The organism is Allomesorhizobium camelthorni, from assembly GCF_011045125.1.
In the GTDB taxonomy this organism is placed as follows: Bacteria; Pseudomonadota; Alphaproteobacteria; order Rhizobiales; family Rhizobiaceae; genus Allomesorhizobium; species Allomesorhizobium camelthorni.
Window position 1 is genome coordinate 61,340 of sequence record NZ_JAAKZF010000007.1, and the last position, 26,885, is coordinate 88,224.

The 26,885-nt window shown below is 63.5% G+C and carries 28 protein-coding genes and 1 tRNA gene; 18 read left to right on the forward strand and 11 right to left on the reverse strand.

Annotation, left to right across the window (positions count from 1 at the left end):
• Positions 1-28: 28 nt before the first annotated feature.
• Both G6N73_RS08290 and G6N73_RS08295 read right to left on the reverse strand, forming a co-directional pair.
• Positions 29-808 carry a transporter substrate-binding domain-containing protein gene (locus G6N73_RS08290; protein WP_165025978.1) on the reverse strand — a complete coding sequence of 260 codons (780 nt, stop codon included), beginning with the start codon at positions 806-808 and terminating at the stop codon, positions 29-31.
• A 54-nt stretch (positions 809-862) separates the two neighbouring features.
• A complete protein-coding gene (locus G6N73_RS08295; RefSeq protein ID WP_165025981.1) occupies positions 863-1,675 on the reverse strand; it encodes an ABC transporter ATP-binding protein in 813 nt (270 codons plus the stop codon).
• A gap of 229 nt (positions 1,676-1,904) precedes the next feature.
• On the opposite strand from G6N73_RS08295, the gene G6N73_RS08300 reads away from it, so the two are divergent.
• Positions 1,905-2,753, forward strand: coding sequence for a dimethylarginine dimethylaminohydrolase family protein (locus G6N73_RS08300; RefSeq protein ID WP_165026209.1), 849 nt, complete (start codon positions 1,905-1,907; stop codon positions 2,751-2,753).
• A complete protein-coding gene (locus G6N73_RS08305; RefSeq protein ID WP_165025983.1) occupies positions 2,750-4,342 on the forward strand; it encodes a 5-guanidino-2-oxopentanoate decarboxylase in 1,593 nt (530 codons plus the stop codon). The genes G6N73_RS08300 and G6N73_RS08305 overlap by 4 nt, the downstream gene beginning before the upstream one ends.
• A gap of 252 nt (positions 4,343-4,594) precedes the next feature.
• Here the strand turns inward: G6N73_RS08305 and rpsA are convergent, their stop codons facing one another.
• The 6 genes from rpsA to aroA form a co-directional block, all read right to left on the reverse strand.
• A complete protein-coding gene (gene rpsA, locus G6N73_RS08310; protein WP_165025986.1) occupies positions 4,595-6,301 on the reverse strand; it encodes a 30S ribosomal protein S1 in 1,707 nt (568 codons plus the stop codon).
• Positions 6,302-6,502: 201 nt separating this feature from the next.
• Positions 6,503-7,153, reverse strand: coding sequence for a (d)CMP kinase (cmk, locus tag G6N73_RS08315; RefSeq protein ID WP_165025988.1), 651 nt, complete (start codon positions 7,151-7,153; stop codon positions 6,503-6,505).
• Between the two features lie 21 nt (positions 7,154-7,174).
• A complete protein-coding gene (locus G6N73_RS08320) occupies positions 7,175-7,594 on the reverse strand; it encodes a PIN-like domain-containing protein (RefSeq protein WP_165025991.1) in 420 nt (139 codons plus the stop codon).
• Positions 7,591-8,283: a hypothetical protein gene (locus tag G6N73_RS08325; RefSeq protein WP_246251769.1), complete on the reverse strand. Its 693-nt coding sequence runs from the start codon at positions 8,281-8,283 to the stop codon at positions 7,591-7,593. The genes G6N73_RS08320 and G6N73_RS08325 overlap by 4 nt, the downstream gene beginning before the upstream one ends.
• A 156-nt stretch (positions 8,284-8,439) precedes the next feature.
• Entirely contained in the window at positions 8,440-9,084 is a 645-nt protein-coding gene (locus G6N73_RS08330) for an FMN-binding negative transcriptional regulator (protein ID WP_165025993.1), read from the reverse strand.
• A gap of 1 nt (position 9,085) precedes the next feature.
• Positions 9,086-10,426 (reverse strand): 3-phosphoshikimate 1-carboxyvinyltransferase, encoded by a 1,341-nt coding sequence (aroA, locus tag G6N73_RS08335; protein WP_165025996.1) that lies wholly within the window; start codon positions 10,424-10,426, stop codon positions 9,086-9,088.
• A gap of 183 nt (positions 10,427-10,609) precedes the next feature.
• Between aroA and G6N73_RS08340 the strand changes: the two genes are divergently transcribed.
• The 3 genes from G6N73_RS08340 (at position 10,610) to G6N73_RS08350 (ending at position 11,713) form a co-directional block, all read left to right on the forward strand.
• Positions 10,610-10,993, forward strand: coding sequence for a TIGR02300 family protein (locus G6N73_RS08340; RefSeq protein WP_165025998.1), 384 nt, complete (start codon positions 10,610-10,612; stop codon positions 10,991-10,993).
• A 178-nt stretch (positions 10,994-11,171) separates the two neighbouring features.
• A tRNA-Ala gene (locus G6N73_RS08345) sits at positions 11,172-11,247 on the forward strand.
• 109 nt (positions 11,248-11,356) lie between these two features.
• Positions 11,357-11,713 carry a hypothetical protein gene (locus G6N73_RS08350; protein ID WP_165026215.1) on the forward strand — a complete coding sequence of 119 codons (357 nt, stop codon included), beginning with the start codon at positions 11,357-11,359 and terminating at the stop codon, positions 11,711-11,713.
• Between the two features lie 17 nt (positions 11,714-11,730).
• Here the strand turns inward: G6N73_RS08350 and G6N73_RS08355 are convergent, their stop codons facing one another.
• Positions 11,731-12,576 (reverse strand): 3-keto-5-aminohexanoate cleavage protein, encoded by an 846-nt coding sequence (locus tag G6N73_RS08355; protein WP_165026001.1) that lies wholly within the window; start codon positions 12,574-12,576, stop codon positions 11,731-11,733.
• Between the two features lie 108 nt (positions 12,577-12,684).
• On the opposite strand from G6N73_RS08355, the gene G6N73_RS08360 reads away from it, so the two are divergent.
• Positions 12,685-14,010, forward strand: a complete 1,326-nt coding sequence (locus tag G6N73_RS08360) for an aspartate aminotransferase family protein (RefSeq protein ID WP_165026004.1) — start codon at positions 12,685-12,687, stop codon at positions 14,008-14,010.
• 4 nt (positions 14,011-14,014) lie between these two features.
• Here G6N73_RS08360 and G6N73_RS08365 read toward each other — a convergent pair whose 3' ends face one another.
• Entirely contained in the window at positions 14,015-14,887 is an 873-nt protein-coding gene (locus G6N73_RS08365) for a MurR/RpiR family transcriptional regulator (RefSeq protein ID WP_165026006.1), read from the reverse strand.
• A gap of 114 nt (positions 14,888-15,001) precedes the next feature.
• Between G6N73_RS08365 and G6N73_RS08370 the strand changes: the two genes are divergently transcribed.
• The 12 genes from G6N73_RS08370 to coaA all read left to right on the forward strand — a co-directional run bounded on the left by G6N73_RS08370 (position 15,002) and on the right by coaA (position 25,787).
• The gene (locus tag G6N73_RS08370; RefSeq protein ID WP_165026009.1) at positions 15,002-15,985 is read left to right on the forward strand and encodes a TAXI family TRAP transporter solute-binding subunit; all 984 of its coding nucleotides are present in this window, start codon (positions 15,002-15,004) and stop codon (positions 15,983-15,985) included.
• Positions 15,986-16,060: 75 nt separating this feature from the next.
• Positions 16,061-18,655, forward strand: coding sequence for a TRAP transporter permease (locus G6N73_RS08375; RefSeq protein WP_165026011.1), 2,595 nt, complete (start codon positions 16,061-16,063; stop codon positions 18,653-18,655).
• A gap of 74 nt (positions 18,656-18,729) precedes the next feature.
• Positions 18,730-19,914 carry a M24 family metallopeptidase gene (locus G6N73_RS08380; RefSeq protein WP_165026014.1) on the forward strand — a complete coding sequence of 395 codons (1,185 nt, stop codon included), beginning with the start codon at positions 18,730-18,732 and terminating at the stop codon, positions 19,912-19,914.
• A gap of 164 nt (positions 19,915-20,078) precedes the next feature.
• Positions 20,079-20,678: an imidazoleglycerol-phosphate dehydratase HisB gene (hisB, locus tag G6N73_RS08385; protein WP_165026016.1), complete on the forward strand. Its 600-nt coding sequence runs from the start codon at positions 20,079-20,081 to the stop codon at positions 20,676-20,678.
• A gap of 2 nt (positions 20,679-20,680) precedes the next feature.
• Entirely contained in the window at positions 20,681-21,148 is a 468-nt protein-coding gene (locus tag G6N73_RS08390; protein WP_165026019.1) for a DUF2628 domain-containing protein, read from the forward strand.
• Position 21,149: 1 nt separating this feature from the next.
• On the forward strand, positions 21,150-21,800 hold the full coding sequence (gene hisH, locus G6N73_RS08395; RefSeq protein WP_165026021.1) for an imidazole glycerol phosphate synthase subunit HisH: 651 nt from the start codon (positions 21,150-21,152) through the stop codon (positions 21,798-21,800).
• Positions 21,797-22,087, forward strand: coding sequence for a DUF1330 domain-containing protein (locus tag G6N73_RS08400; RefSeq protein WP_165026024.1), 291 nt, complete (start codon positions 21,797-21,799; stop codon positions 22,085-22,087). The genes hisH and G6N73_RS08400 overlap by 4 nt, the downstream gene beginning before the upstream one ends.
• 4 nt (positions 22,088-22,091) lie before the next feature.
• Positions 22,092-22,826, forward strand: a complete 735-nt coding sequence (gene hisA, locus G6N73_RS08405; protein WP_165026027.1) for a 1-(5-phosphoribosyl)-5-[(5-phosphoribosylamino)methylideneamino]imidazole-4-carboxamide isomerase — start codon at positions 22,092-22,094, stop codon at positions 22,824-22,826.
• A 10-nt stretch (positions 22,827-22,836) separates the two neighbouring features.
• Positions 22,837-23,673, forward strand: coding sequence for an arginase family protein (locus G6N73_RS08410; RefSeq protein WP_165026029.1), 837 nt, complete (start codon positions 22,837-22,839; stop codon positions 23,671-23,673).
• Positions 23,670-24,455: an imidazole glycerol phosphate synthase subunit HisF gene (gene hisF, locus G6N73_RS08415; RefSeq protein WP_165026218.1), complete on the forward strand. Its 786-nt coding sequence runs from the start codon at positions 23,670-23,672 to the stop codon at positions 24,453-24,455. Before G6N73_RS08410 ends, hisF begins: the two co-directional genes overlap by 4 nt.
• 21 nt (positions 24,456-24,476) lie before the next feature.
• Entirely contained in the window at positions 24,477-24,800 is a 324-nt protein-coding gene (locus G6N73_RS08420; protein WP_165026032.1) for a phosphoribosyl-ATP diphosphatase, read from the forward strand.
• A 27-nt stretch (positions 24,801-24,827) separates the two neighbouring features.
• Positions 24,828-25,787 carry a type I pantothenate kinase gene (coaA, locus tag G6N73_RS08425; protein ID WP_165026034.1) on the forward strand — a complete coding sequence of 320 codons (960 nt, stop codon included), beginning with the start codon at positions 24,828-24,830 and terminating at the stop codon, positions 25,785-25,787.
• On the opposite strand, the gene G6N73_RS08430 is transcribed toward coaA, so the two are convergent.
• On the reverse strand, positions 25,751-26,797 hold the full coding sequence (locus G6N73_RS08430; protein WP_165026037.1) for a phosphatase PAP2 family protein: 1,047 nt from the start codon (positions 26,795-26,797) through the stop codon (positions 25,751-25,753). The genes coaA and G6N73_RS08430 overlap by 37 nt on opposite strands.
• Between the last annotated feature and the right edge of the window lie 88 nt (positions 26,798-26,885).

The following is a 26,885-nucleotide window of genomic DNA, read 5'->3' on the forward strand; positions in this document are numbered from 1 at the left end:
CCGCGCAGCCGCCGCCCATCACAGCCGGTCAGCTGCCGAAAATGTCGAAGTCGAAGTACTTCCTGGTGATCTCGTCATATTTGCCGTTGGCGCGGATGGCTTTGATCGCGGCGTTGATCTTTTCCTTCAACTCCGTGTCTTCCTTACGCACGCCGGCGCCAACGCCCGGCCCAAGGATTTCAAGATCTTCGGCGACATAGCCCTTGAGGTCGCAGCAGGCGGCGCCCTGCTCGGATTTCAGGAAGGCGTCGAGCGCGATCGAATCGGCCTGCGTCGCATCGATGCGTCCTGCGGCGAGATCCTGGTTGGCCTCGTCCTGGGTCTGGTATTCCTTGATTTCCGCAGCTTCCGTGAAGTGCTTCTTGGCGTAGGCCGAGTGCGTCGTGGAAACCTGGACGCCGATGATCTTGCCCTTGAGGTCTTCGGGCGTCGCGCCAAACTTTTCACTCTCGGGGCCAACAATCGCGGTCGGCGTGTTGTAGTACTTGTCTGAGAAGTCGATCGTCTTCTTGCGCTCATCGGTGATCGACATCGAATTCATGATCGTGTCGATCTTCTTCGTCGTCAGCGCCGGAATGAGACCGTCCCACGGGATCGGGGTCAGCTCGCATTCGAACTTGGCCTCCGCGCAGATCGCATGGACGATCTCCACCTCCCAGCCGGTCCAGTTGCCCGAGGCGTCCGCGGAATAGAATGGCGGATAGGCTTCCGGCGAAAAGCCCACCTTGACCGGTTCGGCGCTAGCGGCGGCGAGGCCCGCTATTCCAAAAGCCAGCGCCAGCGCGGCGGTTTTCAGTATGTTCTTCATGTCACGCACTCCCATTTTGTTTTTGGTTGATATGTTCCCACTATTCGCCCGCAATCAGTGGATGTTGCGGATGAATTGTTTCAGCTTTTCGGACTTTGGATCGCCGAAAATCTGCTCCGGCGGCCCTTCCTCCTCGACCAGCCCGTTATAGAGATAGATGACATGGCTCGCGACCTGGCGTGCGAACTTCATCTCGTGCGTCACCAGCACCATGGTGCGGCCTTCCCGCGCCAGATCGGCGATCACCTTCAGCACCTCGCCAACCAGTTCGGGGTCGAGCGCGGAAGTCGGCTCATCGAAAAGCATGACGCGCGGCTGGACCGCGAGCGCCCGGGCGATAGCCCCGCGCTGTTGCTGGCCACCCGACAGAAAGGCCGGATAGACGTCGCGCTTTTCCGAGAGCCCCACCCGCTCCAGCAGCTTTTCCGCGCCGGCGATGGCCTCGTCGCGTTTGACGCCGAGCACATGCACCGGCACCTCGATGACGTTTTCGATCAGCGTCATGTGGCTCCAGAGATTGAAGCTCTGGAAGACCATGCCGAGCCTGGAGCGGATGCGCTCTATCTGGCGGCGATCCGCCGGTACGCTGCCGCCGTGGTGGTCCGGTTTCAGCCGGATCTCCTCGCCATTGACACGGATGAGGCCGCTGGTGGGATTTTCCAGGCAGTTGATGCAGCGCAGCAGCGTCGACTTGCCCGAGCCGCTGCCGCCGATGATCGCCACGACCTCGCCGTCGCGCGCCGACATCGAGACGCCTTTCAGGACATGCAGCTGGCCGAACTTCTTGTGCAGGTTCTCGACGTGAATGGCCTCGGCCGCCTCATTGGCCGCGCCTGCCGAAAGCGCCTCTGCACCGGCGTTGCTCATGCCGTATTGCCCTTGCGGCGATTTCGATTCCGGTGGAATCCCGTACCCATTACCCAAGTCACAAACTCACGTCCCTGCGACAGGATGGACCCGGCGGCTTGCCTCCGTCAACCCGCCTACCGTGGCCCTTGCCGGGCGGTCGCGCAAAATGTTTAGTGGCTTCATGTTGTTGGCAAACCGGGAGGACGATTTGAACCTGCAGACCGGAAAAATGTTCGGATCGCAATCGATGGCGGCGCCGCTGAAGCGGGTGCTGATGCGCCGCGCCGGCAGCGCGATGAACGGCGCGGACCGGGAAACCTGGCATTACGGACCGGGCTTCGATGCTGAACACGCGGCGAAACAGCACCAGGCGCTGGCCGATCTCGTCGCTGCGTCCGGCGCTTCGATCGAATGGCTCGACGATAGCCAGGATGGACTGGCCGACTCGGTGTTTACCCACGATCCGTCGCTGATGACGGATCATGGCGCGATCATCCTTTCCATGGGCAAGGCGCTGCGGCGCACCGAACCTTCGCTGCACGAGGCCGCCTACAGGCGCATGGGCGTGCCGATCCTCGGCAGGGTCGAAGATCCGGGGACCGTAGAGGGTGGCGACTGCGTTTGGGTCGACGCCAAGACGCTCGCCATCGGCCGCGGCGTGCGCACAAACCAAGACGGCATCCAGCAGGTCGCAAATTTGCTGTCGCCGCTCGGCGTCGAGGTATACGGCTACGACCTGCCGCTCTGGCATGGCGAGGAGGCCTGCCTTCACCTGATGTCGGTGATCAGCCCGCTGGCCGACGATCTCGCGCTGGTCTATGCGCCGCTTCTGCCCGCCGCGTTCTACCAGATGCTCAAGACGCGCGGCATCGAGCTGGTTGAGGGCGACGCCGAGGAGTTCCACCTCTCCCACGGCCTCAGCCTCAACGTGCTGCCGACTGCGCCGCGCCAGGTCATCGCCGTCGCGGGCTTTCCCAAAACCAGGGCAGCCATGGAGGCGGCCGGCTGCGCGGTCGAGACTTTCGAGGCGGACGCGCTGTGCATCGCCTGCGAGGGCGGGCCGACCTGCCTGACACGCCCGGTGCTGCGGCGGTGAGCAACGAGAAAACCGTCGGCGAGGCGCTGATCTCGCTGCTCGAGGCGCACGGCGTCGACACCGTGTTCGGCATTCCCGGCGTCCATACGGTCGAGCTCTACCGCGGCCTTGCGCGCTCGAAGATACGCCACGTCACGCCGCGTCACGAGCAGGGCGCGGGCTTCATGGCCGACGGCTACGCCCGCGTTTCGGGACGTCCGGGCGTCGCGTTCGTGATCACCGGTCCCGGCCTGACCAACACAATCACAGCCATGGGCCAGGCGCGCGCCGATTCCGTCCCGATGCTGGTCATATCCGGCGTCAACGCCACCGGCACCCTCGGCAAGGGGCTCGGTTATCTCCACGAATTGCCGGACCAGCGCGGCATGATGGAGAAGGTGGCGCTGTTCTCGCACCGTATCGAGCAGGCGTCCGAGTTGCCTGAAATTCTGGCGCGCGCCTTCACGCTTTTTGCAACCGCGCGGCCCGGTCCGGTGCATATCGAGATACCGACCGATGTGATGGGCAAGCCCGCCGGCGAACTGGCGATGCTTCCAGGCAACGTTGTGCCCCCAGCGCCTGACAAAGCCGCAATTGCCGAGGCGGCGAGGCTGGCACTTGCGGCCGAAAACCCGCTGATCCTTGCCGGCGGCGGCGCCAAACGGGCCGGAGCCGAACTGGCGAGACTTGCCGAGCGCCTCGACGCGCCCGTCGTCACCACGGCCAATGCCCGTGGGCTGCTCCATCGCCATCCGCTCGGCGTTCACGCCAGCCCGAGCCTTCAGGCCGTCCGTGCGCTGATGGCGGAATCGGATCTTGTCATCGCCGCCGGAACGGAATTCGGACCGACTGACTACGACATGTATGCCGATGGCGGCTTCGTGCTGCCGGCCCTACTGATCCGAATCGACGTCGGGGCAGATCAACTCATGCGCCATCCCGCAATCATTGGCATCCAGGCGGATTGTGCGACAGCGCTCGAAGCGCTTGCTGCCGCAATGGCCGGGTCAAAAACCGCCGGCAGAACCCGGTCAGGCGGCGCTGCCCGCGCCAAGCAAGCAAGAGACGCCGCCCTCGCCGAGATAGGCCCAGCCATGCGCGAGCAAGTCTCGGTGGTCGAGATGATCCGCGACACGCTGCCCGGCTCCATCATCGTCGGGGATTCAACGCAGCCCGTCTATGCCGCCAATCTCTATTACGACCACGACCGGCCGGGCGGCTGGTTCAACGCAGCAACCGGCTTCGGCGCGCTGGGCTACGGGCCGCCGGCGGCGATTGGAGCGGCGCTCGCCGAACCGAAAGCGCCGGTGGTCTGCCTGACCGGCGATGGCGGCTTCCAGTTCACATTACCTGAATTGGGCGCGGCGCTGGACGCGGGAGCCCCGGTCATTTTCGTGGTCTGGAACAATCGCGGCTATCGCGAGATCGAAACCTCGATGCGCGATGTCGGCGTCGAGCCGGTCGGCGTTTCGCCCGCGCCGCCGGATTTCTGCAAGCTCGCCGAAGCCTATGGCGTAGCGGCCGAGCGGGTTGCAAATGTCTCCGATCTCCCGGCGGCGCTCAGGCGGGCCTCGGGCAGAACCTATCTCATCGAGATAGAGGTCGCCTGATCGCTCACGGCCGAGCCTGGAACGATCAGGAGATATTCGGCAGAAGGCTGCGGTGGCCCGGGCGCTGATATATTTCGGCGAGCTTCGAGCTCGCCGGTGCAAAGGCCGTGAAGACAAATGCGAGCCCAATTCCGGAAAACAACGACGCGTAACTGATATGCCCGTGGGCGAGCGCGACCAGCGAAGCTCAAGAAAAAGCCCCGCCAGAGCGATCCGGCGGGGCTTTTCTACAACTTCGGGAGATAAGGACGATTACTCGTCCTTGCCGCCGCGGTTCTTGAGCGCAGCGCCCAGGATGTCGCCGAGCGACGCGCCGGAATCGGTCGAGCCGTACTGGGCGACCGCTTCCTTCTCCTCGGCGATTTCCAGCGCCTTGATCGAGACCTGTATCTTCCGGGTCTTCTTGTCCCAGACGATGACGCGCGCATCGACCTTCTGACCGACTGTGAAGCGCTCGGGGCGCTGCTCGTCACGGTCGCGCGACAGATCGTTGCGCTTGATGAAGGTTTCGATGCCGTGGTCGACGAGCCGGACTTCCAGCCCGCCATCCTTCACGCCGGTGACCTCGCAGGTGACGACCGCGTTCTTGCGCAGGTCGCCCGAGGTCGAAGCCTCGCCGACCGCATCGCGCGCCAGCTGCTTGATGCCGAGCGAGATGCGCTCCTTGTCCTGGTCGACGTCGAGTACCTGCGCCTTGACCATGTCGCCGCGATTGTACTCCTCGATGACCTGCTCGCCCGGACGGTTCCAGTCGAGGTCGGAGAGGTGGACCATGCCGTCCACGTCGCCTTCGAGGCCGATGAACAGGCCGAACTCGGTCTTGTTCTTGACCTCGCCCTCGACGATCGCGCCGACCGGATGGTTGCGCGCAAACGCTTCCCACGGATTCTCGAGCGTCTGCTTGAGGCCGAGCGAAATGCGGCGCTTTGCCGGATCGACCTCGAGCACCACCACGTCGACTTCCTGCGTCGTCGACAGGATCTTGCCGGGGTGCACATTCTTCTTCGTCCACGACATTTCCGAAACGTGGATGAGGCCCTCGATGCCCGGCTCCAGCTCGACGAACGCGCCGTAGTCGGTGATGTTGGTGACGGTGCCCTTGATCTTCTTGCCGATCGGGAACTTGGTGCCGATCTCGCTCCACGGATCGCTCTCGAGCTGCTTCATGCCGAGCGAGATGCGGTGGGTTTCCTGGTTGATGCGGATGATCTGCACCTTGACCGTCTGGCCAATGTTGAGGATCTCGGTCGGATGGTTGACGCGGCGCCACGCCATGTCGGTGACATGCAGCAGGCCGTCGATGCCGCCGAGGTCGACGAACGCACCGTAATCGGTGATGTTCTTGACCACGCCTTCGACCACCTGGCCCTCTTCGAGGTTCTGCACGATTTCCGAACGCTGTTCGGCGCGGCTTTCCTCGAGAACGGTGCGGCGCGAAACGACGATGTTGCCGCGGCGGCGATCCATCTTCAGTATCTCGAAAGGCTGCGGGTTGTGCATCAGGGGCGAAACGTCGCGGATCGGACGGATATCGACCTGGCTGCGCGGCAGGAAGGCCACGGCGCCGTCGAGATCGACGGTGAAGCCGCCCTTGACCTGGTTGAAGATGACGCCTTCGACGCGCTCACCCTTGGTGAACTTCTCTTCGAGCTTGACCCAGCTTTCTTCGCGGCGGGCCTTGTCGCGCGACAGCATGGCTTCGCCCAGCGCGTTCTCGATGCGCTCAACATAGACCTCGACCGTGTCGCCGACCTTGAGCTGGCCGTCCTTGGCCTTGGCGCCGAATTCCTTCAGCGGCACGCGGCCCTCGACCTTGAGGCCGACATCGATGATGGCCATGTCCTTTTCAATCGCGGTGATGATGCCGCGGACGACCTGACCTTCGCCGGAATGGCCGTCGGAAAAGGATTCTTCGAGCATGCTCGCGAAATCATCGCGAGAGGGGTTTGCAGTTGACATATTTTCTCCTGGAACGCTCCAGCATTGTCGCTGGAGCCGGCGCCGTTGTTTGCGTTGCGTTTAGCTTGCCCGTATTCCGGACCAAAAGGCCCTGGTGCCGCTTTCGCGGCGATTTCCGGCGCATGAGAATGCAGGCATGCTGGTGCTTGGTCCAAATCCAGTGCGGCAGTTCCCCTCAGGGAAAACGCGACCGGCCGGATTTCAGGCCTTGTCTCTTTTGGCCAAGGCATCGTCCACGATGGCTTTGGCTGCCAGAAACGCGGCTTCTATAGACATTTCCGACGTGTCGAGCAAGTGCGCGTCGGCGGCGGGCTTGAGCGGCGAGTCGGCGCGGCCCATGTCGCGCTCGTCGCGATGCACGATGTCGGCCAGGATCTCAGCGAAATCCGCCCTGCCGCCGCGCGATTCGATGTCACGCAGCCGCCGTTCCGCACGCACTTCCGCGCTCGCCGTGACGTAGAGCTTCACATCGGCATCGGGGCAGACGACGGTTCCTATGTCGCGTCCGTCAAGCACCGCGCCGGCCGGATTTCGGGCGAAGGCCCGCTGCTTTTCGACCAATATCCGGCGCAGTTCAGGAATGACCGCCACGCGCGAGGCTGCCTCGCCGACCTCATGCGCGGAGAGCGCATGCTTGTCCAGACTGGCGAGATCGACCTGCCTTGCAGCTTCGATGGCGTGCGCCTCGTCGTCCAGCGGCCAGCCATTCCGGATCAGCATATGCGCCACCGCCCGGTAGGTCAGGCCGGTGTCGAGATGCGGCAGGTGGTAATAATCCGCCAACCGCCGGGCGAGCGTACCCTTGCCGGAGGCGGCGGGACCGTCGATGGCTATGGTAAGTGGGGTCTGCAACGAGGCTAAACTCTACTCTGGTTAGAAAAGCAACTGCCGAAGTTTGGTGTTTTTTCCTATCGGGATTTCGTGCATGGAGGGCGCGGCCAAAAGTTCTGTCACTTGTAAAATCTCAGGCCATTTCCAAACCAGCGTCGCGGCCACCTGATGCATCGGAGTCTTCTGATATGCTGGAGCGAGAATAAAGCCATGCAAGCCGGCAGATCGAAGCGCCGCGCGCTCCGCCGCGTTCTTGAGAATTCTCCCATCGCCAGATATGAAAATCCAACCCTCAGGGCTTTTGCGTAGATGGTTTATCCAATCAATATCGGCAGAATGCCGCCCTTTTGGCAGACCTTTGACATCCTTGATATGACTAGCTGCATGGCCCGAAAGGCTGATGAAGCCGTGGAGCGTTGAAGCCCACACCGGAGCCGTGCAGTTGTCAAACAGCACTCTCACGCAGCTAGCCGTTGCCCGACCTGTTCTTCAAATTCGATCGATCTGACGACCGATGCTTCTGATACTTCATAAGCATGGGCCGCACCCTTGACACCTTCTATACGCGCGGCCGCTGCAAGAATAGCAGTAGGAACACTGGAGGATGAGTCAATTGGTTGGCCGAAAGCCCTGGCGGGATCGACTACGATCTGGCCTTGCCGACCTCTCGGCCACCACAACATGGGTTGTCCGTCATCGTCAAAATCTACGGTTCTTAGAATAGGATCAATTATTCCTTTGAATTCATACTGACGTCTAAACAGGTTGAGCAATTTTTCCCGCTGTTCGCCCGTCTCATCCGTTTCTATCACCTGCAGGAATATCTCTCTTCCATCTGTCCGGAACCGATTAGTGGACAACGGGTGATCCTGTCCTATTATTTCCTGCGCTAGCTCGATGGCAGCGCGCACTCTAATTGCCGAAAGTCCAGCTTTAATAAACGCATTAGCAACGCGAACCTCCATGAGGTCGCGGAATCCCAGAAAAATGCGCTCGTCGCCAAGTTCGATTTCTGGCTTCCAAAGCGGAGCATATTGTTTGTTGCCAATGTTATGGCCGCGCATCCACCTTACAATTTTAGGCGGCGGCACTTGCAAGAGCCGGCCAGCTTCCGCTGGGGTGTAGAGGCCAACGCCGATCAGCGCATCCATGCTGTTGCTCCTGGTTACCGCAATCATCATGAGTCAGTGTTCGCTCATTCTGTCAATTGGCCAAGGCAATCATTTGAACTCCGCGCCGAGCCCGACCCTCAGCCCCTGAACTCCGGCAAGCTGGTCGCGATCATGGTGCCGTCAGCGGTGACACCATCATAGATCGTCACCATAGCGCCGCACGAGGTCGGCCATTCCCGGATTGGCGTGAACCTCAGTGGCAGCGCCCAGCCCCTCGATGACCTCGGCAATGTCCGCCTTAGGCCGGTTCTGGCTGACCTTCCATTTGCCTTCGATCTCGGTGATCGCGATCTCCACGCCGATGATGCCCTTGAGCTGGGCCCCAACGAACGCATCCGGCGCATCGCCGACCGACCAGGGCGTAGGACGGAGACCTTCGTGCTCGCCGGTCAGCGCCTCGATCTGGGTGCGCAGCCACCCGGTGTCGTCGATGACCTTCGCGGTACCGCGCACCTGGACGATGGCGTAGTTCCAGGTCGGCACGACCTTGCCGGTCTCGCGCTTGGTCGCGTACCAAGAGGGCGTGATGTAGGCGTTGTCGCCCTGGAAGACGACAAGCACCGGCGCGCCCGCTGCGATTTTCTTCCATTGCCCGTTGGCGCGCGACATGTGGACCTGGAGCACTCCTTTCGGCGAGCCCTCCGCGACCAGATGAAAAGGCAAGGCATTCGCCGTCGGCCCATCAGGCCCGGCCGATATCAGCAGGCCGAGCGGGTGGGCGCGGATCAACGAATGCTGAACGGTTAGGTCGTCTTCGCGAAACTGCGGTGGCTGGTACATGTCAGTCGATCTCCGCTCCCATTCCGGTCATCAGGCCCATGAATTCCGGGAAGCTCGTCGCGATCATGGCCCTATCGTCAACGGTGACCGGCTTTTCGGCGGCGAGGCCCATGACAAGAAAGCTCATGGCGATGCGGTGGTCGAGATGGGTCTTTACCAGACCGCCGCCAAGTCCCTTGCCGCCCGGCTTTCCGCCCACGACGAGAGAAGCCTCGCCCTCGGTGCAGTCGACGCCGTTCGCTTTCAGGCCATTGGCGACCGCCGAAAGCCGGTCCGATTCCTTCACGCGCAGTTCTTCCAGCCCCTGCATCAGCGTCTCGCCCTCGGCGAATGATGCGGCGACGGCCAGCACCGGATATTCGTCGATCATCGACGGCGCGCGTTCGGCCGGAACGCCGACGCCTTTCAGTTGCGACGAGCGAACACGCAAATCGGCGACATCCTCGCCACCGGCATTGCGCGGATTGAGCAGATCGATGGACGCGCCCATTTCCAGAAGCGTCGTGATGAGGCCAGTGCGGGTCGGGTTCATCAGCACGTTTTCGATTATAATGTCGGAGCCAGGCACGATCAGCGCCGCCACCAGCGGAAAGCCCGCCGAAGACGGGTCGCCGGGCACGGCGATGGTCTGGCCGACGAGCTTGCCCTGGCCTTCGATGCGGATATGCCGAACGCCGTCGCGGTCGGTCTCCACTTCGAGGTTCGCGCCGAAACCTTTCAGCATCTTCTCTGTGTGGTCGCGAGTCATCACCGGCTCGATCACTGTCGTAATGCCCGGCGTGTTCAGCCCGGCGAGAAGCACGGCGGATTTGACCTGCGCCGAGGCCATCGGCACGCGGTACGAGATCGGCGCAGCGGTTTTCGGCCCGCGCAGCGTGATCGGCATGCGGTCGCCCGGCGAAGCCTTGAGCACCTGGACGCCCATTTCGCGCAGCGGGTCGAGCACGCGGCCCATCGGCCGGCCGGACAGCGAGGCGTCGCCGATGAAGGTTGTCTCCATATCGTATGTGCCGACGAGGCCCATGGTCAGCCGCGAGCCGGTGCCGGCATTGCCGAAATCGAGCGGCGCGGTCGGCTCAAGCAGGCAGCCATTGCCCGTGCCGTCGATGATCCATTCGGAGCCACGCTTTTCGATGCGCGCGCCCATCGCCTTCATCGCCTCGCCGGTGCGCATCACGTCCTCGCCTTCGAGCAGGCCGGTGATGCGCGTCTGACCGGAAGCCAGCCCGCCGAACATGAATGAGCGGTGCGAGATCGACTTGTCGCCGGGCATCCGGACCGTTCCGGCCAGTGCCGCCGATTTTTTTGCCGTTGCCGGCTGTGCGGGCGAGTTGTGCGCCATATTCTTCCTCATGCGGAAACGGCGGCGAAAACCCGCATTTTCCTTATCTTCGCGGCGGTTCCTATCATGCGTCGGAGCCTTGGTCATCCCCCGCGACGGCCGTTCCGCAAAGCCGGGATTTTGGCTTTGACAGACCAGGAATCAGCCGCTAAGGGGACCGACTTTCAAGGACGAGGCTCAGCAGTGGCGAAATCCGAACTCGGTACAAAGCGCATCGACCCGGAAACGGGTCGGAAGTTCTATGATTTGAACAAGGACCCGATCGTCTCCCCCTACACCGGGAAGACCTATCCGCGGTCCTATTTCGATTCCGCAAGCAGCAAGGCCCTCGAAGAGGAAGAAGAAGTCGAGGAGAAGGAACTCGACACCGAGGAGGAAGGCGCGGAAGTCGTTTCGCTCGAGGAGGCCGATGACGAGGCCAAGACCGCCGACGATCTTCCCGAGATCGAGGACGAGGAAGATGTCGACCTCGGCGACGATGACGAAGACGTGTTCCTCGAAGACGAAGAGGAAGACGACGACGACGTTTCCGACATTATCGGCGTCGGCGACGACGACGACGTCTGAGCCGGGAATGCGGTAGCGCTGGCCGTGATGCCGCGGCGCCGCACAATTCGATCAAAGCCTGATGCAAAGGCTTGATCTGCGAACGGAGCCGGTTTAGAAGCCGCCTTCGATGACGGCTCGGGCCAGATGCCCGAACCGGAATTCCCGCCGGAAACGGCGCCGGCCTTCAAGCCGGAATGGGGCCATAGCTCAGCTGGGAGAGCGCCTGCATGGCATGCAGGAGGTCAGCGGTTCGATCCCGCTTGGCTCCACCAAATTTCGACGGGTTAACGGCCCGTAGATTTTTTCAACATCATGTGTGGGCAATGCGGTTCGATGGCTTCACCGAAGGATGGCAAGCCGGAGAAGGCTCGACCGGAAATGATGCGAACCGCTAAGATTTGGATCGCGGTAGGCGTTGTGGCGGCAATGGTCGCCGGTTGCACGACCTCGCCCGCCGACTATGCAGCCACGCTCTCGATCCAAGACCCAAAATGGCGTTCGCCGCAGTGCGAACAAATCCGCGTGCAGGCTTTGAACTACAAGGAGAGGAACCTCAACTGGACGGCCGGTCTCTTGATTGGCCCGTATGGGCTTGCGCTCGTAGCAGCTGGCAAAGAGCACCAGGAAAAGCAACGAAAGCTACTCGCCCGCGAGATGCATATGCGATGCTCAAGTCTACCATTGCCGAAGAATCTGCAGATCGACCCGTCGACCGCGCAAGCGAGTAGTTCCAGCTAGGCCCACCCGACGCCTGATCAGACGATCCGCTGCCAGTCCTGGCGCAGTTCTTCCGCGGTCGCGGGGCGCAGACCGCAGGCGCAGACAGCCGCAGCAGCAGCCGCTACCAGTTGCGCATTGTCCCACGCCTGCGAACCGTCGTGTAGGAATAGATTGTTTTCAAACCCGACCCTCACATGGCCGCCGAGCAGCGCTCCGGCCGTGACGCAGGCAGTCTCGCGCGCGCCGAAAGCGCCGACCGACCAGTGGCCAAAGCGCGGCATGCCGGGCGCTAGGAACGGCAGGAGGTCGCCGGGCGACGATCTCTGGCCGGCGGTATAGCGGCCGAGCACGTACAGCACCGGAATATCCTCGAACGGGACCAGGCCTCGCGCCTTAAGTCCGGCGAGCTTTACCGCCTCTTCGGGCGTGTAGAGGATGATCTGCGGCATGATTTTTTCACGGCGCAGCCAGCCCAGAAACTCCGCGAAACCGGCCTCGTGGCTCTCGTCCGGCAGCAATTCCCTCAGCGCGAGCGACACCGCCTCCGGCCGCACCTTGCGAACCACCTCCATCTGCTCGGCGGGCGAATATATGCCAAGCGCCTCGCTGGTGATCTGGATCACCAGCCGGTCATCCACGGCAGCACGGATCGCGGCAATCGCGGCGCGATAGGCATCGGCGTCCAGTAGATGCCCGCCTTCCAGGTCGCGCACATGCGCATGTATCATCGACGCGCCCGCCTCCAGGCAGCTTGCAGCCGTCGCGGCAAGTTCATCCGGCGTCATGGGCAGCGCCGGGTGGTCGGCCTTGGTGCGCCGGCCGCCGTTGGGCGCGACCGCGATGGCGACGGGAGCGGCAACGTTCAGGTCAGGTTCGGTCACGCGATCAATCCATTTGTTTCATTTCAAGCGATGATGTAACATATGTTGCATCTTTCCGGCGGCGGGTCTAGGTTCTTGCCGTAATCTAGCCGGCCCTCCGAGGACATCATGACCAAAATCCTGCATCGCCAGATCCATGCCAGCCTGCCGGTGGCCGTCGGCGGCCAGGGGGCGCATCTCCTCGATGCCGACGGGCGTTCCTACATCGACGCTTCGGGCGGCGCGGCGGTGTCGTGCCTCGGCCACGGCCATCCGGATGTGACCGCGGCTTTGCATGCCCAGGCGGACAGGCTCGCCTATGCGCATACGAGCTTCTTCACCAACGAGCCCGCCGAGCGGCTGGCCGAGATGCTGGTGGCGGGCGCACCGCAGGGCATCAGCCATGCCTACTTCGTCTCCGGCGGCTCGGAGGCGATCGAGGCGGCGCTGAAGATGGCGCGGCAGTATTTCGTCGAGACCGGTGAGCCGCAGCGGCGCAATATCATCGCCCGCCGCCAGAGCTACCACGGCAACACGCTCGGCGCGCTGGCCACCGGCGGAAACGAAATGCGGCGCACGCAGTTTCGCCCGCTGCTGATCGAGACGCACCACATCGACCCCTGCTACGCCTATCGGTTCCAGGAGCCGGGCGAGAGCGACGAAAGCTATGCCGCGCGCGCCGCGCAGGCGCTGGAAGACAAGGTGCTGGAGCTTGGCCCGGAGACGGTGATGGCCTTCGTGGCGGAGCCGGTGGTCGGCGCGACGGCGGGCGCGGTGCCGCCGGTCGCCGACTACTTGAAGCGCATCCGCGCCATCTGCGACCGCTACGGCATCCTGCTGATCCTCGACGAGGTGATGTGCGGCATGGGCCGCACCGGCACGCTGCACGCCTGCGAGCAGGATGGCGTCGCGCCCGACCTGATGACGGTGGCGAAAGGGCTCGGCGGCGGCTACCAGCCGATCGGCGCGGTGCTGCTCAGCCAAAAGATTTTCGACGCCTTCGCCAACGGCTCCGGCCTGTTCCAGCACGGCCACACCTATATCTGCCATCCGATGGCCTGCGCCGCCGCGCTGGCCGTCCAGGAGGTCATTGCGCGCGACGATCTGCTCGCCAATGTCCGGGCCATGGGAGCGCATCTTTCGCGGCGGCTCGGCGAACGCTTCGGCAATCATGCGCATGTCGGCGACATCCGCGGGCGCGGCCTGTTCATGGGCGTCGAGCTGGTCCAGGACCGCTCCACCAAAGCGCCCTTCGACCCGAAGCTGAAGCTCAATGCGAAGATCAAGCGCGAGGCGATGGCGCGAGGCCTTGCGGCCTATCCCGGCGGCGGCACGATCGACGGCGTAAACGGCGACCACGTGCTGATCGCTCCACCCTTCATCATAGACGCCGCGACGATCGATGCCGTCGTCGAACGGCTCGGCGACGCAATCGACGCAGCTGTCACCGTATAGGCTTTCACTCCGCCAGATACGCGCCGAAAGCCTGCAGCTCCAGTTCCGTCTCCCTGACCCGCTCGGCGGCGGCCGGACCGCTGCGCGCCAGCATCGTCGCGGCGAGAGCTTCGACGATGGCCATTGCGGCCGCCACGGAAGGGAAGAAGGACGGACTGTCGGTCGAGAAGCGCAAGGTTACCTCCGCATGCCGTGCGACCGGGGCCGCCATGCTGTCGGCGATTGCGACGATAGGCACGCCATGCCGCCGCGCCGCTTCCACCACCGGCCCGAGTTCGCGCGAATAGGGCGAAAAGCCGATCGCCACGATGGCTTCCCTCTTACCGAGCGCAGCCAGTTCCGCCTCCAGCGCGCCGCCGTCGCCGCCGAGCAGCGTGATGTCGCGCCGGAACATCCGGCAGAGATAGACGAGCGCGTGGGCCGGTGCGCGGCAGCTGCGGAATCCGGCGACGCGTATGCGCTGCGCCCGCTCCAGTATGGCGCAGGCCCTGGCGATTTCGTCGCCGCCGTTGACCGCTTCGGCCGCGGCGAGATTGGCCGATATCGTCCGCAGCGATTCAGCGAAGATCGCTTCTGCTCCGCGCTTCACCAGTGCATCGGCCTTGGCCGCGAAGGGCGCGTTGCCTGAGCGCAGGCGATCCTCGAAAGGTTTTCGCAGCGCCGCCCAGTCGCCAAAACCCAGCCGCCGCGCCAGCCGCACGAATGTCGTGGGCGTCACCTCCGAGCGCGAGGCCAGCACCCGCATCGACACCAGCGCCACCTCGTCGGGATGATCGACCAGGAAACGCGCCGCCTTGCGCAGTTCCGAGCTCAGTTCGGGCAGATCGGCCAGTATGCGGCCCTGGACCTCCTCGAAACCCGTGTCGCGCCCATCCATGTAACAAGTATTCCCCTTGATTGATAAAGCGCAACAATCGTAGCATGGCGCGACGTGCCTTCGATACAAAAAGCGCGATGGCCGCATCGGCACGCAACACCAAGGGAGAACTAGATGAAACATGACCGCATTATGCATCGCGGAGCGCAGGCCGTGGCCTTGTCGGCCGCGCTGCTGTTTTCTGGCGGCGCGATGGCGCAGCAGAATTTCGTGACGATCGGCACCGGCGGCGTGACAGGCGTCTATTACGCCGCTGGCGGCGCGATCTGCCGGCTGCTGAACAAGGATCGCAAGACCCACGGCATCCGTTGCTCGGTGGAATCGACCGGCGGCTCGGCCTTCAACGTCAACACGATCAAGGAAGGCGAACTCGACTTCGGCATGGCCCAGTCGGACGTCCAGTACAACGCATCGAAGGGCGAGGAATCCTTCAAGGACGGCGGCGCGCATACCGATCTGAGGGCCGTGTTCTCGATCCATCCGGAACCCTTCACCGTGCTGGCGCATCCGAATGCGAACATAACCAAGTTCGAGGACTTCAAGGGCAAGCGCTTCAATGTCGGAAACCCCGGCTCAGGCACCCGGTCCTCGATGGAGCGCCTGCTCGGCGCCATGGACTGGACCTTGGCCGACTTCTCGCTCGCTTCGGAACTGAAGGCCGACGAGCACGGCCCGGCGCTCTGCGACGGCAAGATCGACGGCTTCTTCTACGGCGTCGGCCATCCTTCGGCCAACATCCAGGATCCGACGACCACCTGCGCCGCGAAGCTGGTGCCGCTGACGGGCGAAGTGGTCGACAAGCTTGTCGCCGACAACCCCTATTACGCCAAGGCGACCATTCCGGGTGGTCTTTACAACAACAACCCCGACGACGTCGAAACCTTCGGCGTCCTCGCCACGCTGGTCACCTCGGCCAATGTTCCCGAGGAGACAGTGTACCAGCTCGTGAAATCGACGTTCGAGAATTTCGACGAGTTCAAGTCGCTGCACCCGGCATTCGCCAATCTCGACCCGGAGAAGATGGTCGCTGACGGAAATTCGGCGCCTCTGCACCCCGGCGCGGAAAAGTACTACAAGGAAAAGGGCTGGCTGAAGTAAGCTTCGCAACCTGACGATACGCCGGCGGGTTCGTGGGGAGCCTGCCGGCGACAATCCATAAAAAGGGAGGGCGTCATGAGCGAAGTCAAGGAACAGACGGCCGACGTAGACCTCGAGCAACTCGAGCAACTGGTAGCCGAGGTCGATACGGGCGGGCGCCATGCGGCCGGGCTCACCGGACAGGTGCTGCTTTGGGTAGCGGTCGCCTGGTCGCTGTTCCAGCTCTGGTACGCCTCGCCCCTGGCTTTCGTTTTCGGCTTCGGCATCCTTAACGATACTGAGGCCCGCGCCATCCATCTCGGTTTCGCGCTGTTCCTGACCTTCACCGCCTATCCGGCGCTCAGATCCTCGCCGCGCGATCGCGTTCCCCTTCTGGATTGGGTATTAGCGTTCGTCGGCGCCTTTGCCGGCGCCTATTTGTTCCTGTTCTACGTCCAGCTTTCCGGGCGTCCGGGCCAGCCGACGACGCTCGACCTCGTCACCGGCACGGTCGGCATCCTGCTTCTCCTCGAAGCGACCCGCCGCGCGCTCGGCCTGCCCATGGTCATCGTCGCTTCGGTGTTCATCTTCTACACCTTTGCCGGCCAGTACATGCCGGATGTTATCCAGCATCGCGGCGCCTCGCTGGTCAAATTCCTCAACCATCAATGGCTGACCACGGAGGGCGTGTTCGGCATCGCGCTCGGCGTCTCGACAAGCTTCGTCTTCCTGTTTGTGCTGTTCGGCACGCTTCTGGAAAAGGCCGGCGCGGGCAACTGGATGATGCAGATCTCGATCGCTCTGCTCGGCCATCTGCGTGGCGGCCCGGCAAAGGTTGCGGTGGTCTCCTCGGCGCTGAACGGTGTCGTCTCCGGCTCGTCCGTGTCCAATGTTGTCTCCGGCGGCATCTTCACCATACCGCTGATGAAGCGCACCGGCCTGTCCGGCGTGAAGGCCGGCGCGATCGAGGCGACCGCGTCGATCAACGGCCAGATCATGCCGCCGGTCATGGGCGCGGCGGCCTTCCTGATGGTCGAGTATGTCGGCATCCCGTATGCGGAGATCGTCAAGCATGCGGTGCTGCCGGCCGTGTTCTCCTATCTGGCGCTGCTTTACATGGTGCATCTGGAAGCGGTGAAGCTCGACATGCAGCCTATACCGCAACGTCCGACGCCGCGGCGGGAGCGCTGGCTGCGCATGGGGCTCGGGCTTTCCGGCAGCATCCTCGCGGTCTGCATCCTTTACTATGGCATCGTCGCCATCCAGGCCACCTTCGGCACAGCCGCGCCGACCCTGCTCGCCATAGCCGGCATCGTCCTCTACGTCGCGACAATCTGGTATTCGTCGCGCTATCCGGACCTGGAACTCGACGACCCGAACGCGCCGATTTTGGAACTGCCGCGCGCCTGGGACGTGACCCGGACCGGGCTGGACTTTCTCATACCCATCGCCGTTCTGCTCTGGTGCCTGATGGTCGAGCAGCTTTCGCCCGGCCTGTCGGCCTTCTGGGCGACGGTCACGATCCTCGGCATCGTCGCCACCCGCAGGCCGCTTATGGCGATTTTCCGGAAGGAGCATTTCCCAAGCTCGGTGCGCGCCGCAGCATGGGATCTGACCGACGGATTGGCGCTCGGCGCGCGCAACATGATCGGCATCGGGGTCGCCACCGCCACGGCGGGCATCGTCGTCGGCACGATCACGCTGACCGGCCTCGGACTGATGATGACGGAACTTGTCGAGTTCATCTCGGGCGGCAACGTCATCCTGATGCTGATCCTCGTCGCCGCGATCAGCCTCGTGCTCGGCATGGGCATTCCGACGACGGCCAACTACATACTGGTGGCGACGCTGATGGCGCCGGTGGTGGTCGATCTCGGCGCGCAGGCGGGGCTGGCGATCCCGCTGATCGCCGTGCATCTCTTCGTCTTCTATTTCGGCATCATGGCCGACATCACGCCGCCGGTCGGGCTTGCCGCCTTCGCCGCGGCGGCGATTTCCAAGGAAGACCCTATCGCCACCGGTTTCCAGGGTGCGTTCTATTCGCTGCGCACGGCGATCCTGCCCTTCGTCTTCATCTTCAATCCAGCCATACTGCTGATCGGCGTCGACACCTGGCCGCAGACGATATGGGTCGCCGCGGTCTCGCTCGCCGCCATCCTGATCTTCTCGGCGGCGACGATGAACTTTTTCGTGACGAAGAGCAGGCTCTGGGAAAGCGCTGTCCTGCTGCTCGTCTGCTTCACCCTGTTCCGGCCGGACTGGTGGCTGAACCAGGTGTCGCCTCCCTATGACGAGTTGCCGGCCAGCGAGTTCCTGTCGGCGGTCGAGCAGGCGCCGGAGGATGCTCGGATCAACTTCATCGTCGAGGGCATCGACCTGATGGGCGACGACGTGCGCAAGACGGTCAACGTGCCGCTCGGCGAGCCGGCCGAGCCGCTGGAGCGGCTGCGTGCCATCGGCCTCACGGTCACTCCGGCCGGCGATACGCTGATGATCACCAATGTCGCCTTCGGCTCCTATGCCAAGCGCATCGGACTCGATGTGGGCTACGATGTCACGGCCGTTCTGAAAAAGGCCGACCAGCCGTCCAGCCTGATCCCTGTCGGAGCGGCACTGGCGGCAACCGCACTTATTGCCGGGCTGCAACTTGCCCGCAAGCGCGCGGCGGCTCGGGAATCGCCGGCGGCCTGAGGCCTCCCGCATGCCGGCTGGATATTGCATATAACTGGTCCTACCAGTTATATATGCGGCCAGGGAGAGAGATCATGAATGCACCTTCCGGCAAAAGTTCCGGCATCGGAATCCCGTTCGATCAGGCCCGCGTCGACCGCCTCATGGAAGAGGCCGGCCTCGATGTCCTGGTCGCCACCTCCAAGCACAATGTCCAGTATCTGCTGGGCGGCTACAAATTCATCTTCTTCGCCGCCATGGATGCGATCGGGCACAGCCGCTATCTGCCGGTCGTCATCTATGAAAAAGGCCGGCCGGAGCATGCCGCCTATATCGGCAATCGCATGGAAGGCGGCGAGCATCACAACAATCGGTTCTGGACGCCGTCGGTCCACACCGCGACATGGGGGACGCTGGACGCCGCAGGCCTCGCGATCGAGCACCTCAAGAAGATCGGCAAGGCCGGTGCGCGGATCGGCATCGAGCCGCCATTCCTGCCGGCCGACGCGCATGGCGTGCTGCAGGACCGGCTCGACGCGAAGCTGGTGGACGCGACTTCGATGCTGGAAAGGATGAGGGCGCTGAAGACGCCGGAGGAGCTCGATAAGCTTCGCATGGCCTCGGAACTGATAACCGATTCCATGCTGGCGGTGTTTGCGGGCCAGGGGCCGGGGTCGACGAAGCAGGAGATCGTCGATGCGCTCCGCCGCGAGGAGACGAACCGCGGCCTGACCTTCGAATATGCGCTGCTGACGCTTGGCTCGAGCCATAATCGCGCCGTCTCGCCGCAAGCCTGGCAGCCCGGCGAGGTGATGTCGCTCGATTCCGGCGGCAATTATCACGGCTATATCGGCGACCTCTGCCGCATGGCGGTGCTCGGCGAGCCGGACCAACAATTGCAGGACCTGCTGGCCGAGATCGAAGCGGTTCAGCAGGCAGCCTTCTCCAGGATCGCGCCCGGCGTTCTCGGCGGCGATATGATCGCCCATGCTGAGGCCGTGCTGAAAGCCTCACCGAGCGCCGCCTCCACCGACTTCTTCGCGCACGGCATGGGCCTCATCACCCATGAGGCGCCGTTCCTGATGACCAACCACCCGGTGACCTATGAGGGCGTGGATGCTGCGCGGCCGCTGGAGGCGGGCATGGTGCTATCGGTCGAGACCACCATGCTGCACCCGACGCGTGGCTTCATCAAGCTCGAGGACACGGTCGCGGTGAAGCCCGGCGGCTATGAGATGTTCGGCGCCCGCGGCAGAGGGTGGAACCGGGGTGGCGGCTGACGAACCGTCGAGCGCGACCGGGCGCTTTATCTCTCCCCTTTGCTATGCGAGAAGGATAGCCTGACGCCACAGCGCACCTCATCATTGCACGCCGACCAGCCAACTTTCCTTCGCAGGATCATGCTGATAGAAGGCTCGCATTCCTGAAACGCAAGGACCGCCCGATGGCCTCCCGCTCCGCCGAGATCAGCCGCAAGACCAGGGAAACCGAGATCGCCGTCTCCGTCGATATCGAAGGAGACGGCCGCTCTGAAATGGCGACCGGCGTCGGCTTCTTCGATCATATGCTCGACCAGCTGTCGCGGCATTCGCTGATCGACATGAAGGTCACGGCCAAGGGCGACCTGCACATAGACGACCATCACACGGTGGAGGACTGCGGCATCGCCATCGGCCAGGCGCTGGCCAAGGCGCTCGGCGACCGGCGCGGCATTATGCGCTACGCCTCGATCGACCTTGCCATGGACGAGACGCTGACGCGAGCCGCGATCGACGTCTCAGGCCGGCCCCTCCTGGTCTGGGACGTTTCGTTCTCCTCGCCGAAGATCGGCACGTTCGACACGGAACTGGTGCGCGAATTCTTCCAGGCGCTGGCGCAGAATGCCGGCGCGACGCTGCACGTCGCCAACCTCTATGGCGCCAACAACCACCACATCGCCGAAACCTGTTTCAAGGCGGTGGCGCGAGTGTTGCGCGCGGCGCTGGAGCGCGATCCGCGCCAGCCCGACGCTGTGCCCTCGACCAAGGGCACGCTGGGAGGCTAGTAGTGGCGGTCTATGTCGTCATGGAGCCGCCCACCCGCGCCGACGCCGTGCTCGTGCGCGACGGCTTCCATCTGTTCGGGTTCCTGACGCCGCCGATATGGCTGCTCTGGCACCGGCTGTGGATCGAGGCGATCGTAGCTTTCGCCGCGGCGATGGTGCTCGCGACGGTTGGCGAGGTAGCGGATCTCGGCTTTGCCGGCACGCTTCTGTCGCTGCTCGTCTCGGTCTATGTCGGCATCGAGGGCGCCGCGCTTCGCCTTGCGGCGCTGCGCCGCCGCGGCTGGTGTGAATGGGGCGTGGTCGAGGCGGATTCGTTCGACGATGCCGAGGCGCGTTACCTCTTCGATGCCGAGCGGCTTGAACGCGGCGAGCCGCGCGAGCCGAGCCCGCCCGCTTCGCCGCAGCCGGCAGCGCTGCCCCGGCGCTCCGGTCCGGCGCTCGGTCTGCTCAATTATCCCGGAAAAGCCTGACATGCGGGTCGCGATCATCGATTACGGCTCGGGCAATCTGCGCTCGGCCACCAAGGCGTTCCAGCGCGCAGCGCGGGAAGCCGGGGTCGCGGCCGAGATCGACCTGACGGCCGATGCCGGGCGCGTGCGCAGCGCCGACCGCATCGTGTTGCCGGGCGTCGGCGCCTATGCCGATTGCCGCGCCGGCCTCGCGGCGGTGGAGGGCATGGATGAGGCGATCGAGGAAGTGGCGATCGCGAAGGGGCGGCCCTTCCTCGGCATCTGCGTTGGCATGCAGCTTATGTCCGGGCGCGGGCTGGAGAAAACTGTCACGCAAGGTTTCGGCTGGATCGCCGGCGACGTGAAGGAGATCACGCCGGCCGACCCGGCGCTGAAGATCCCGCAGATCGGCTGGAACACGATTCACCTGAAACACACGCACCCGCTGTTCGACGGCATTGCGACCGGCGAGAGCGGCCTGCACGCCTATTTCGTCCATTCCTATCATCTCGACGCCACCGATCCCGCGCAAATCCTTGCCGTGACCGACTATGGCGGGCCGGTTACCGCGGCCGTCGCGCGCGACAATCTTGCGGGCACGCAGTTTCATCCCGAAAAGAGCCAGGCGCTGGGCCTGGCGCTGATCGCCAACTTCCTGAGGTGGAGACCATGAGCAAGAAAGGCTACTGGATGGCGATGGTCGACGTGACCGACCCGGAAAACTATCCGAAATACATCGCCGCCAACAAAGCGGCCTTCGACAAATACGGCGGGAAGTTTCTGGTGCGCGGCGGCCAAGGGCAGGTCTTCGAGGGACCGGCGGCGACGCGCCTGGTGGTGGTCGAGTTCGATTCCTACCAGACCGCGCTCGACTGCTATCACTCGCCGGAATACCAGGCGGCGCTGAAACTCAGGCAGGCCTATTCGAACGCGCATTTCGCGATAGTCGAAGGCGCTTGAGGCGGTGATACTCTTCCCCGCCATCGACCTGAAGGACGGCCAATGCGTGCGCCTGAAGCTCGGCGATATGGAGCAGGCCACGGTTTACAATGCCGATCCCGCGGCCCAGGCCAAGACTTTCGAGGACCAGGGATTCGAATGGCTGCATGTCGTCGACCTGAACGGGGCGTTCGCCGGCGGCAGCGTCAACGGCGCGGCGGTCGAGGCGATCCTTGCGGCCACGAAAAACCCGGTGCAGCTCGGCGGCGGCATCCGCACGCTGGCCGACATCGAAGGCTGGCTCGACAAGGGGCTGGCGCGGGTCATTTTAGGCACGGTGGCGGTGCGTGATCCCGATCTGGTCAGGGAGGCCTGCAAGAAATTTCCCGGAAAGGTCGCGGTCGGCATCGACGCCAAGGGCGGCAAGGTTGCGGTCGAGGGCTGGGCCGAGGCGTCGGAACTCGGCGCGATCGAGCTGGCGCAAAAATTCGAGGGCGCGGGCGTCGCGGCGATCATCTATACCGATATCGACCGCGACGGCATTCTGGCCGGCATCAACTGGGAAGCGACGATCGAGCTCGCAGACGCCGTGTCGATCCCGGTGATCGCCTCGGGCGGCCTCGCCTCGATCGCCGACATCGTGCGCATGACTATGCCCGACGCGGAAAAGCTGGAAGGTGCGATATCGGGCCGCGCGCTCTATGACGGGCGCATCGACCCGCAGGAAGCGCTGGCGATCTTGCGCGCTGATCGACCTTAGGAGCGCAACGATGAAACTCGCCATAGTACTGGCGCCCTACGACAGCGGTCACTATCGGTCCGGATGTGGACTTGGCCCCGAAGCGCTGCTTTCCGCCGGACTTGTCGACGCCCTCCAGTCTCGTGGCCACGACCTGATCGTTCACGACATAGACAGGGTCGGAGATGTTCCGGGAAGAGAAATTGCAACCGGCTTTGCCGTTTGCTCTGCTGTTGCCGCGCAGGTTCGCGCTGCATGCGAAGATGAACGGTTCCCGATCGTCCTTTCCGGCAATTGCCTGACCGCCGCGGGTGCGGTCGCCGGCGAAGACGCAGACTCAATTGCCTGGTTCGATCAGCATGGCGATATCAACACGCCGGAAACGTCCAGTTTTGGATTTCTGGACGGGATGGCTCTGTCTTCCATTCTGGGACTGTGCTGGCGCCCGATGACGGCTGCGATACCGGGCTTCCGAGCGATCGAGCCAGAACGCTGCCTGCTGGTCGATGCGCGCGATCTCGACCCAGACGAGAAATTGCTGCTCGATAGACTGCCGGTCGTTCGCGCGCCTTGCGAGGAAGCGGTCGGTCAGGCCGGCAAACTCATTGCGGCTGGAGCTAGCCGTCTCCACCTGCATCTCGATCTTGACGTCCATGATCCGGAGACGCTGCTTGTGAATCGCTACGCTACACCGGGCGGGCCTTATCCAGCGCAGCTTCGAAGGACTGTCTGCGACCTGGCGCAGTCCTTTCCGGTTTCCGGCATGACAATCTCGGCATACGATCCATCGGTCGACGTAGCCCGGAAGGTCCCGTCGGCGGTCTCGACGCTTCTGGTCGACTTTCTCGCGGCGCTGAGGAAATCATAATGCTGAAAGCTCGCGTCATCCCCTGCCTGGACGTCAGGGACGGCCGCGTCGTCAAGGGCGTCAACTTCGTCGATCTGATCGACGCCGGCGATCCGGTAGAGGCGGCCAAAGCCTATGATGCGGCAGGCGCGGACGAGCTCTGCTTCCTCGACATCACCGCCTCGTCGGAAAACCGCGAGACGATCTTCGATGTCGTCGCCCGCACGGCCGAGCAATGTTTCATGCCGCTGACCGTTGGCGGCGGCGTGCGTCAGGTCGCCGACATTCGCAAGCTGCTGCTCGCCGGAGCCGACAAGGTCTCGATCAACACGGCCGCCGTGAAAAACCCGGATTTCGTCGCCGAGGCCGCCGACAAGTTCGGCAACCAGTGCATTGTCGTCGCCATCGACGCCAAGAAGGTTTCGGGCCCGGGCGAAGCCGACCGCTGGGAGATTTTCACTCATGGCGGCCGGGAAAAAACCGGCATCGACGCGATCGAGTTTGCGCGGCGTGTGGTCGACCTCGGCGCCGGCGAGATCCTGCTCACCTCGATGGACCGCGACGGCACCAAGGCAGGCTACGACATAGCGCTGACCCGCGCGGTTGCCGATGCGGTGCGCGCCCCGGTTATCGCGTCCGGCGGCGTCGGCACGCTCGACCACATGGTCTCGGGCATTCGCGACGGCCATGCGACGGCGGTGCTCGCCGCCTCGATCTTCCATTTCGGAACGTTCACCATAGCCGAGGCCAAGGCCCATATGGCCGCCGCCGGCCTGCCGATGCGGCTGGACTCCATCGCCTGACCGTCATACAGGGTTTTTTCGATGACGGATTTTTCGCTCGCCGATCTGGAGAGGATCATAGCAACGCGCGCCCGCTCCGGCGATCCGGAATCGTGGACGGCGAAGCTCTATGAGCGCGGTATCGAAAAAGCGGCGCAGAAGCTTGGCGAGGAGGCGGTCGAGACGGTGATCGCAGCCGTCAAGGGCGACGCCAAAGCCGTCATTTCGGAAAGCGCCGATCTTCTTTATCATTGGCTGGTTGTGCTGACGATCGCAGGCGTCTCGACTTCGGATGTGATGGCCGAACTGGAGCGGCGCACCGCGCGGTCGGGCACGGCCGAAAAGGCGGCGCGCGACCGGAGCTGAACAGGCCGGCGCAATGTGGGAAAAGCGATGGATCAACTCGTCCCGACCGAGAAATATTCGCCTTATCGGTTTTTTTCGGCGGAACGCTGGGCGGAATTTCGTGCCGACACGCCACTGACGCTGACCGAGAGCGAAGTTGGCAGGCTGAGTTCGCTTTACGATCCGATCGACCTCGACGAGGTGCGGCGCATCTATCTGTCGATGTCGCGGCTACTTTCGGCGCATGTCGAAGCGAGCCAATTGCTGTTTCGCCAGCGCAAGGTTTTTTTCAATTCGAACGATGCCGTCAAGACGCCCTTCATCATTGGCATGGGCGGCTCGGTGGCGGTCGGCAAGTCGACCACGGCGCGCGTCATGAAGGAACTGCTCGCCCGCTGGCCGTCAAGCCCCAAGGTGGACCTCGTCACCACCGACGGCTTCCTCTATCCCAACGAGATATTGCGCCGCGAAAACCTGATGGAGCGCAAGGGCTTTCCGGACAGCTACGACGTCGGGGCGATCCTGCGCTTCCTGTCGGCGATCAAATCCGGCCAGCCGAACGTGCGCGCGCCCGTCTATTCGCATCTGACCTACGATGTGGTGGCCGGCGAGTATGTCACCATCGACCGGCCCGACATTCTGATCTTCGAGGGCCTCAACGTACTGCAGGCGGGCGACCTGCCCAAGGACGGCAAATACGTGCCCTTCGTCTCCGATTTCTTCGACTTCTCGATCTATATCGACGCCGACGAGGAGATGATCCACAACTGGTACATCACCCGCTTCATGCGGCTCCGGGAGACGGCGTTCCGCAATCCCCAATCCTTCTTCCACCGCTATTCGCAACTGTCGGAAGACGCGGCCCGCGCCATCGCCGAGGGGCTGTGGGCCAACATCAATCTCAAGAACCTGCGCGAGAACATCCTGCCGACACGCCCGCGAGCCGATCTGATCCTGCGCAAGGGCGTCGATCATCTGGTCGAGGAAGTGGCGCTCAGGAAGCTGTGAGCCTGCCGTTCTCCCGTCGCCCATGCCTCTATATGCTTGACCCCGAAGTAGATCACGGCAACGATGGCGATCGAGGCATAGCCGTCGATCGCATAGTGCCACGCCAGGTAGACCGAACTCGCGACGATGACCGCTACATAGGCGAAGGCGGCAAGCCCCAGCCGGCTCGAATGGTCCCACAGGAAGAGAGCATTGAGTGCTGCCAGGGCCACATGCACGCTCGGGAACGCCGAAATACCCGAGCCGAAACCCGCAGTCCCGTATTGGTGGAGCGACCAGAGATAAGTCTGGTAGGTGACAGCCGAGTTGGTGCTCTGTGCACCATGGGCAAGGAAGGCGAGCTGCGCCGCAAAGCGGCCTTCGTCGCCAGTCACCGCGCCGTAGAAGGCCGGCCCCGCTGATAGGAACAGCCCGGCGAGAAGATTGCCGCACACGACCCACACTAGCATGAAGCAGACGAGGTAGCGTGTCCGCATCCTGCGAGTGCGAGGCGACGTGGCGACATAAAACAGGGCTCCGAAGCACAATGCGAACCACAGCACGTTGTAGTTCCATTCCAGGACCAGGCGCACGAGGTCGTGCTCGCCAATCCGGTAGAGCCAGATCCAAGGGTCGACGCCGAAATGGAGCCAGCGATCGATATCGGCCTGGAGACGGTCGTGCGGAAACCCGCCTTGCCAGTGGGGCAGCGCGTTCTTGAGGGATGTGTAAGTGCCTTGAAACAGCATCATGGAGAGCAGCAGCGCGACGCCGGCGACAAGGCAGGCAAGGCGTTCGGTCGAAAACGCCAGGCGCAGCGCCAGCGTGCGGCGACGGTCAACGCGATGGATGACGATGGCATAGACCAGGAGGAGGTTGAGCACGGGGAACAGGAAGCCGAATAAGGTGAACCATTTGGCGACATAGACACCATAAGCCGCGCTCTCCCCCCTACCGGTGGCGCTCAGCGCCAGAAGCCCAAGCGCGGTGTAGGCGACCACCAGCAGGTAGAGTCCGGCATCCCCGCGCACAAGGCGCCTGCTCTCGCGTGCTACAATCCTCCACCCCTGCCAGCACCGCGATCGTGTCACGCCCGGTCCTCGCCGTTTGCGTTGATGG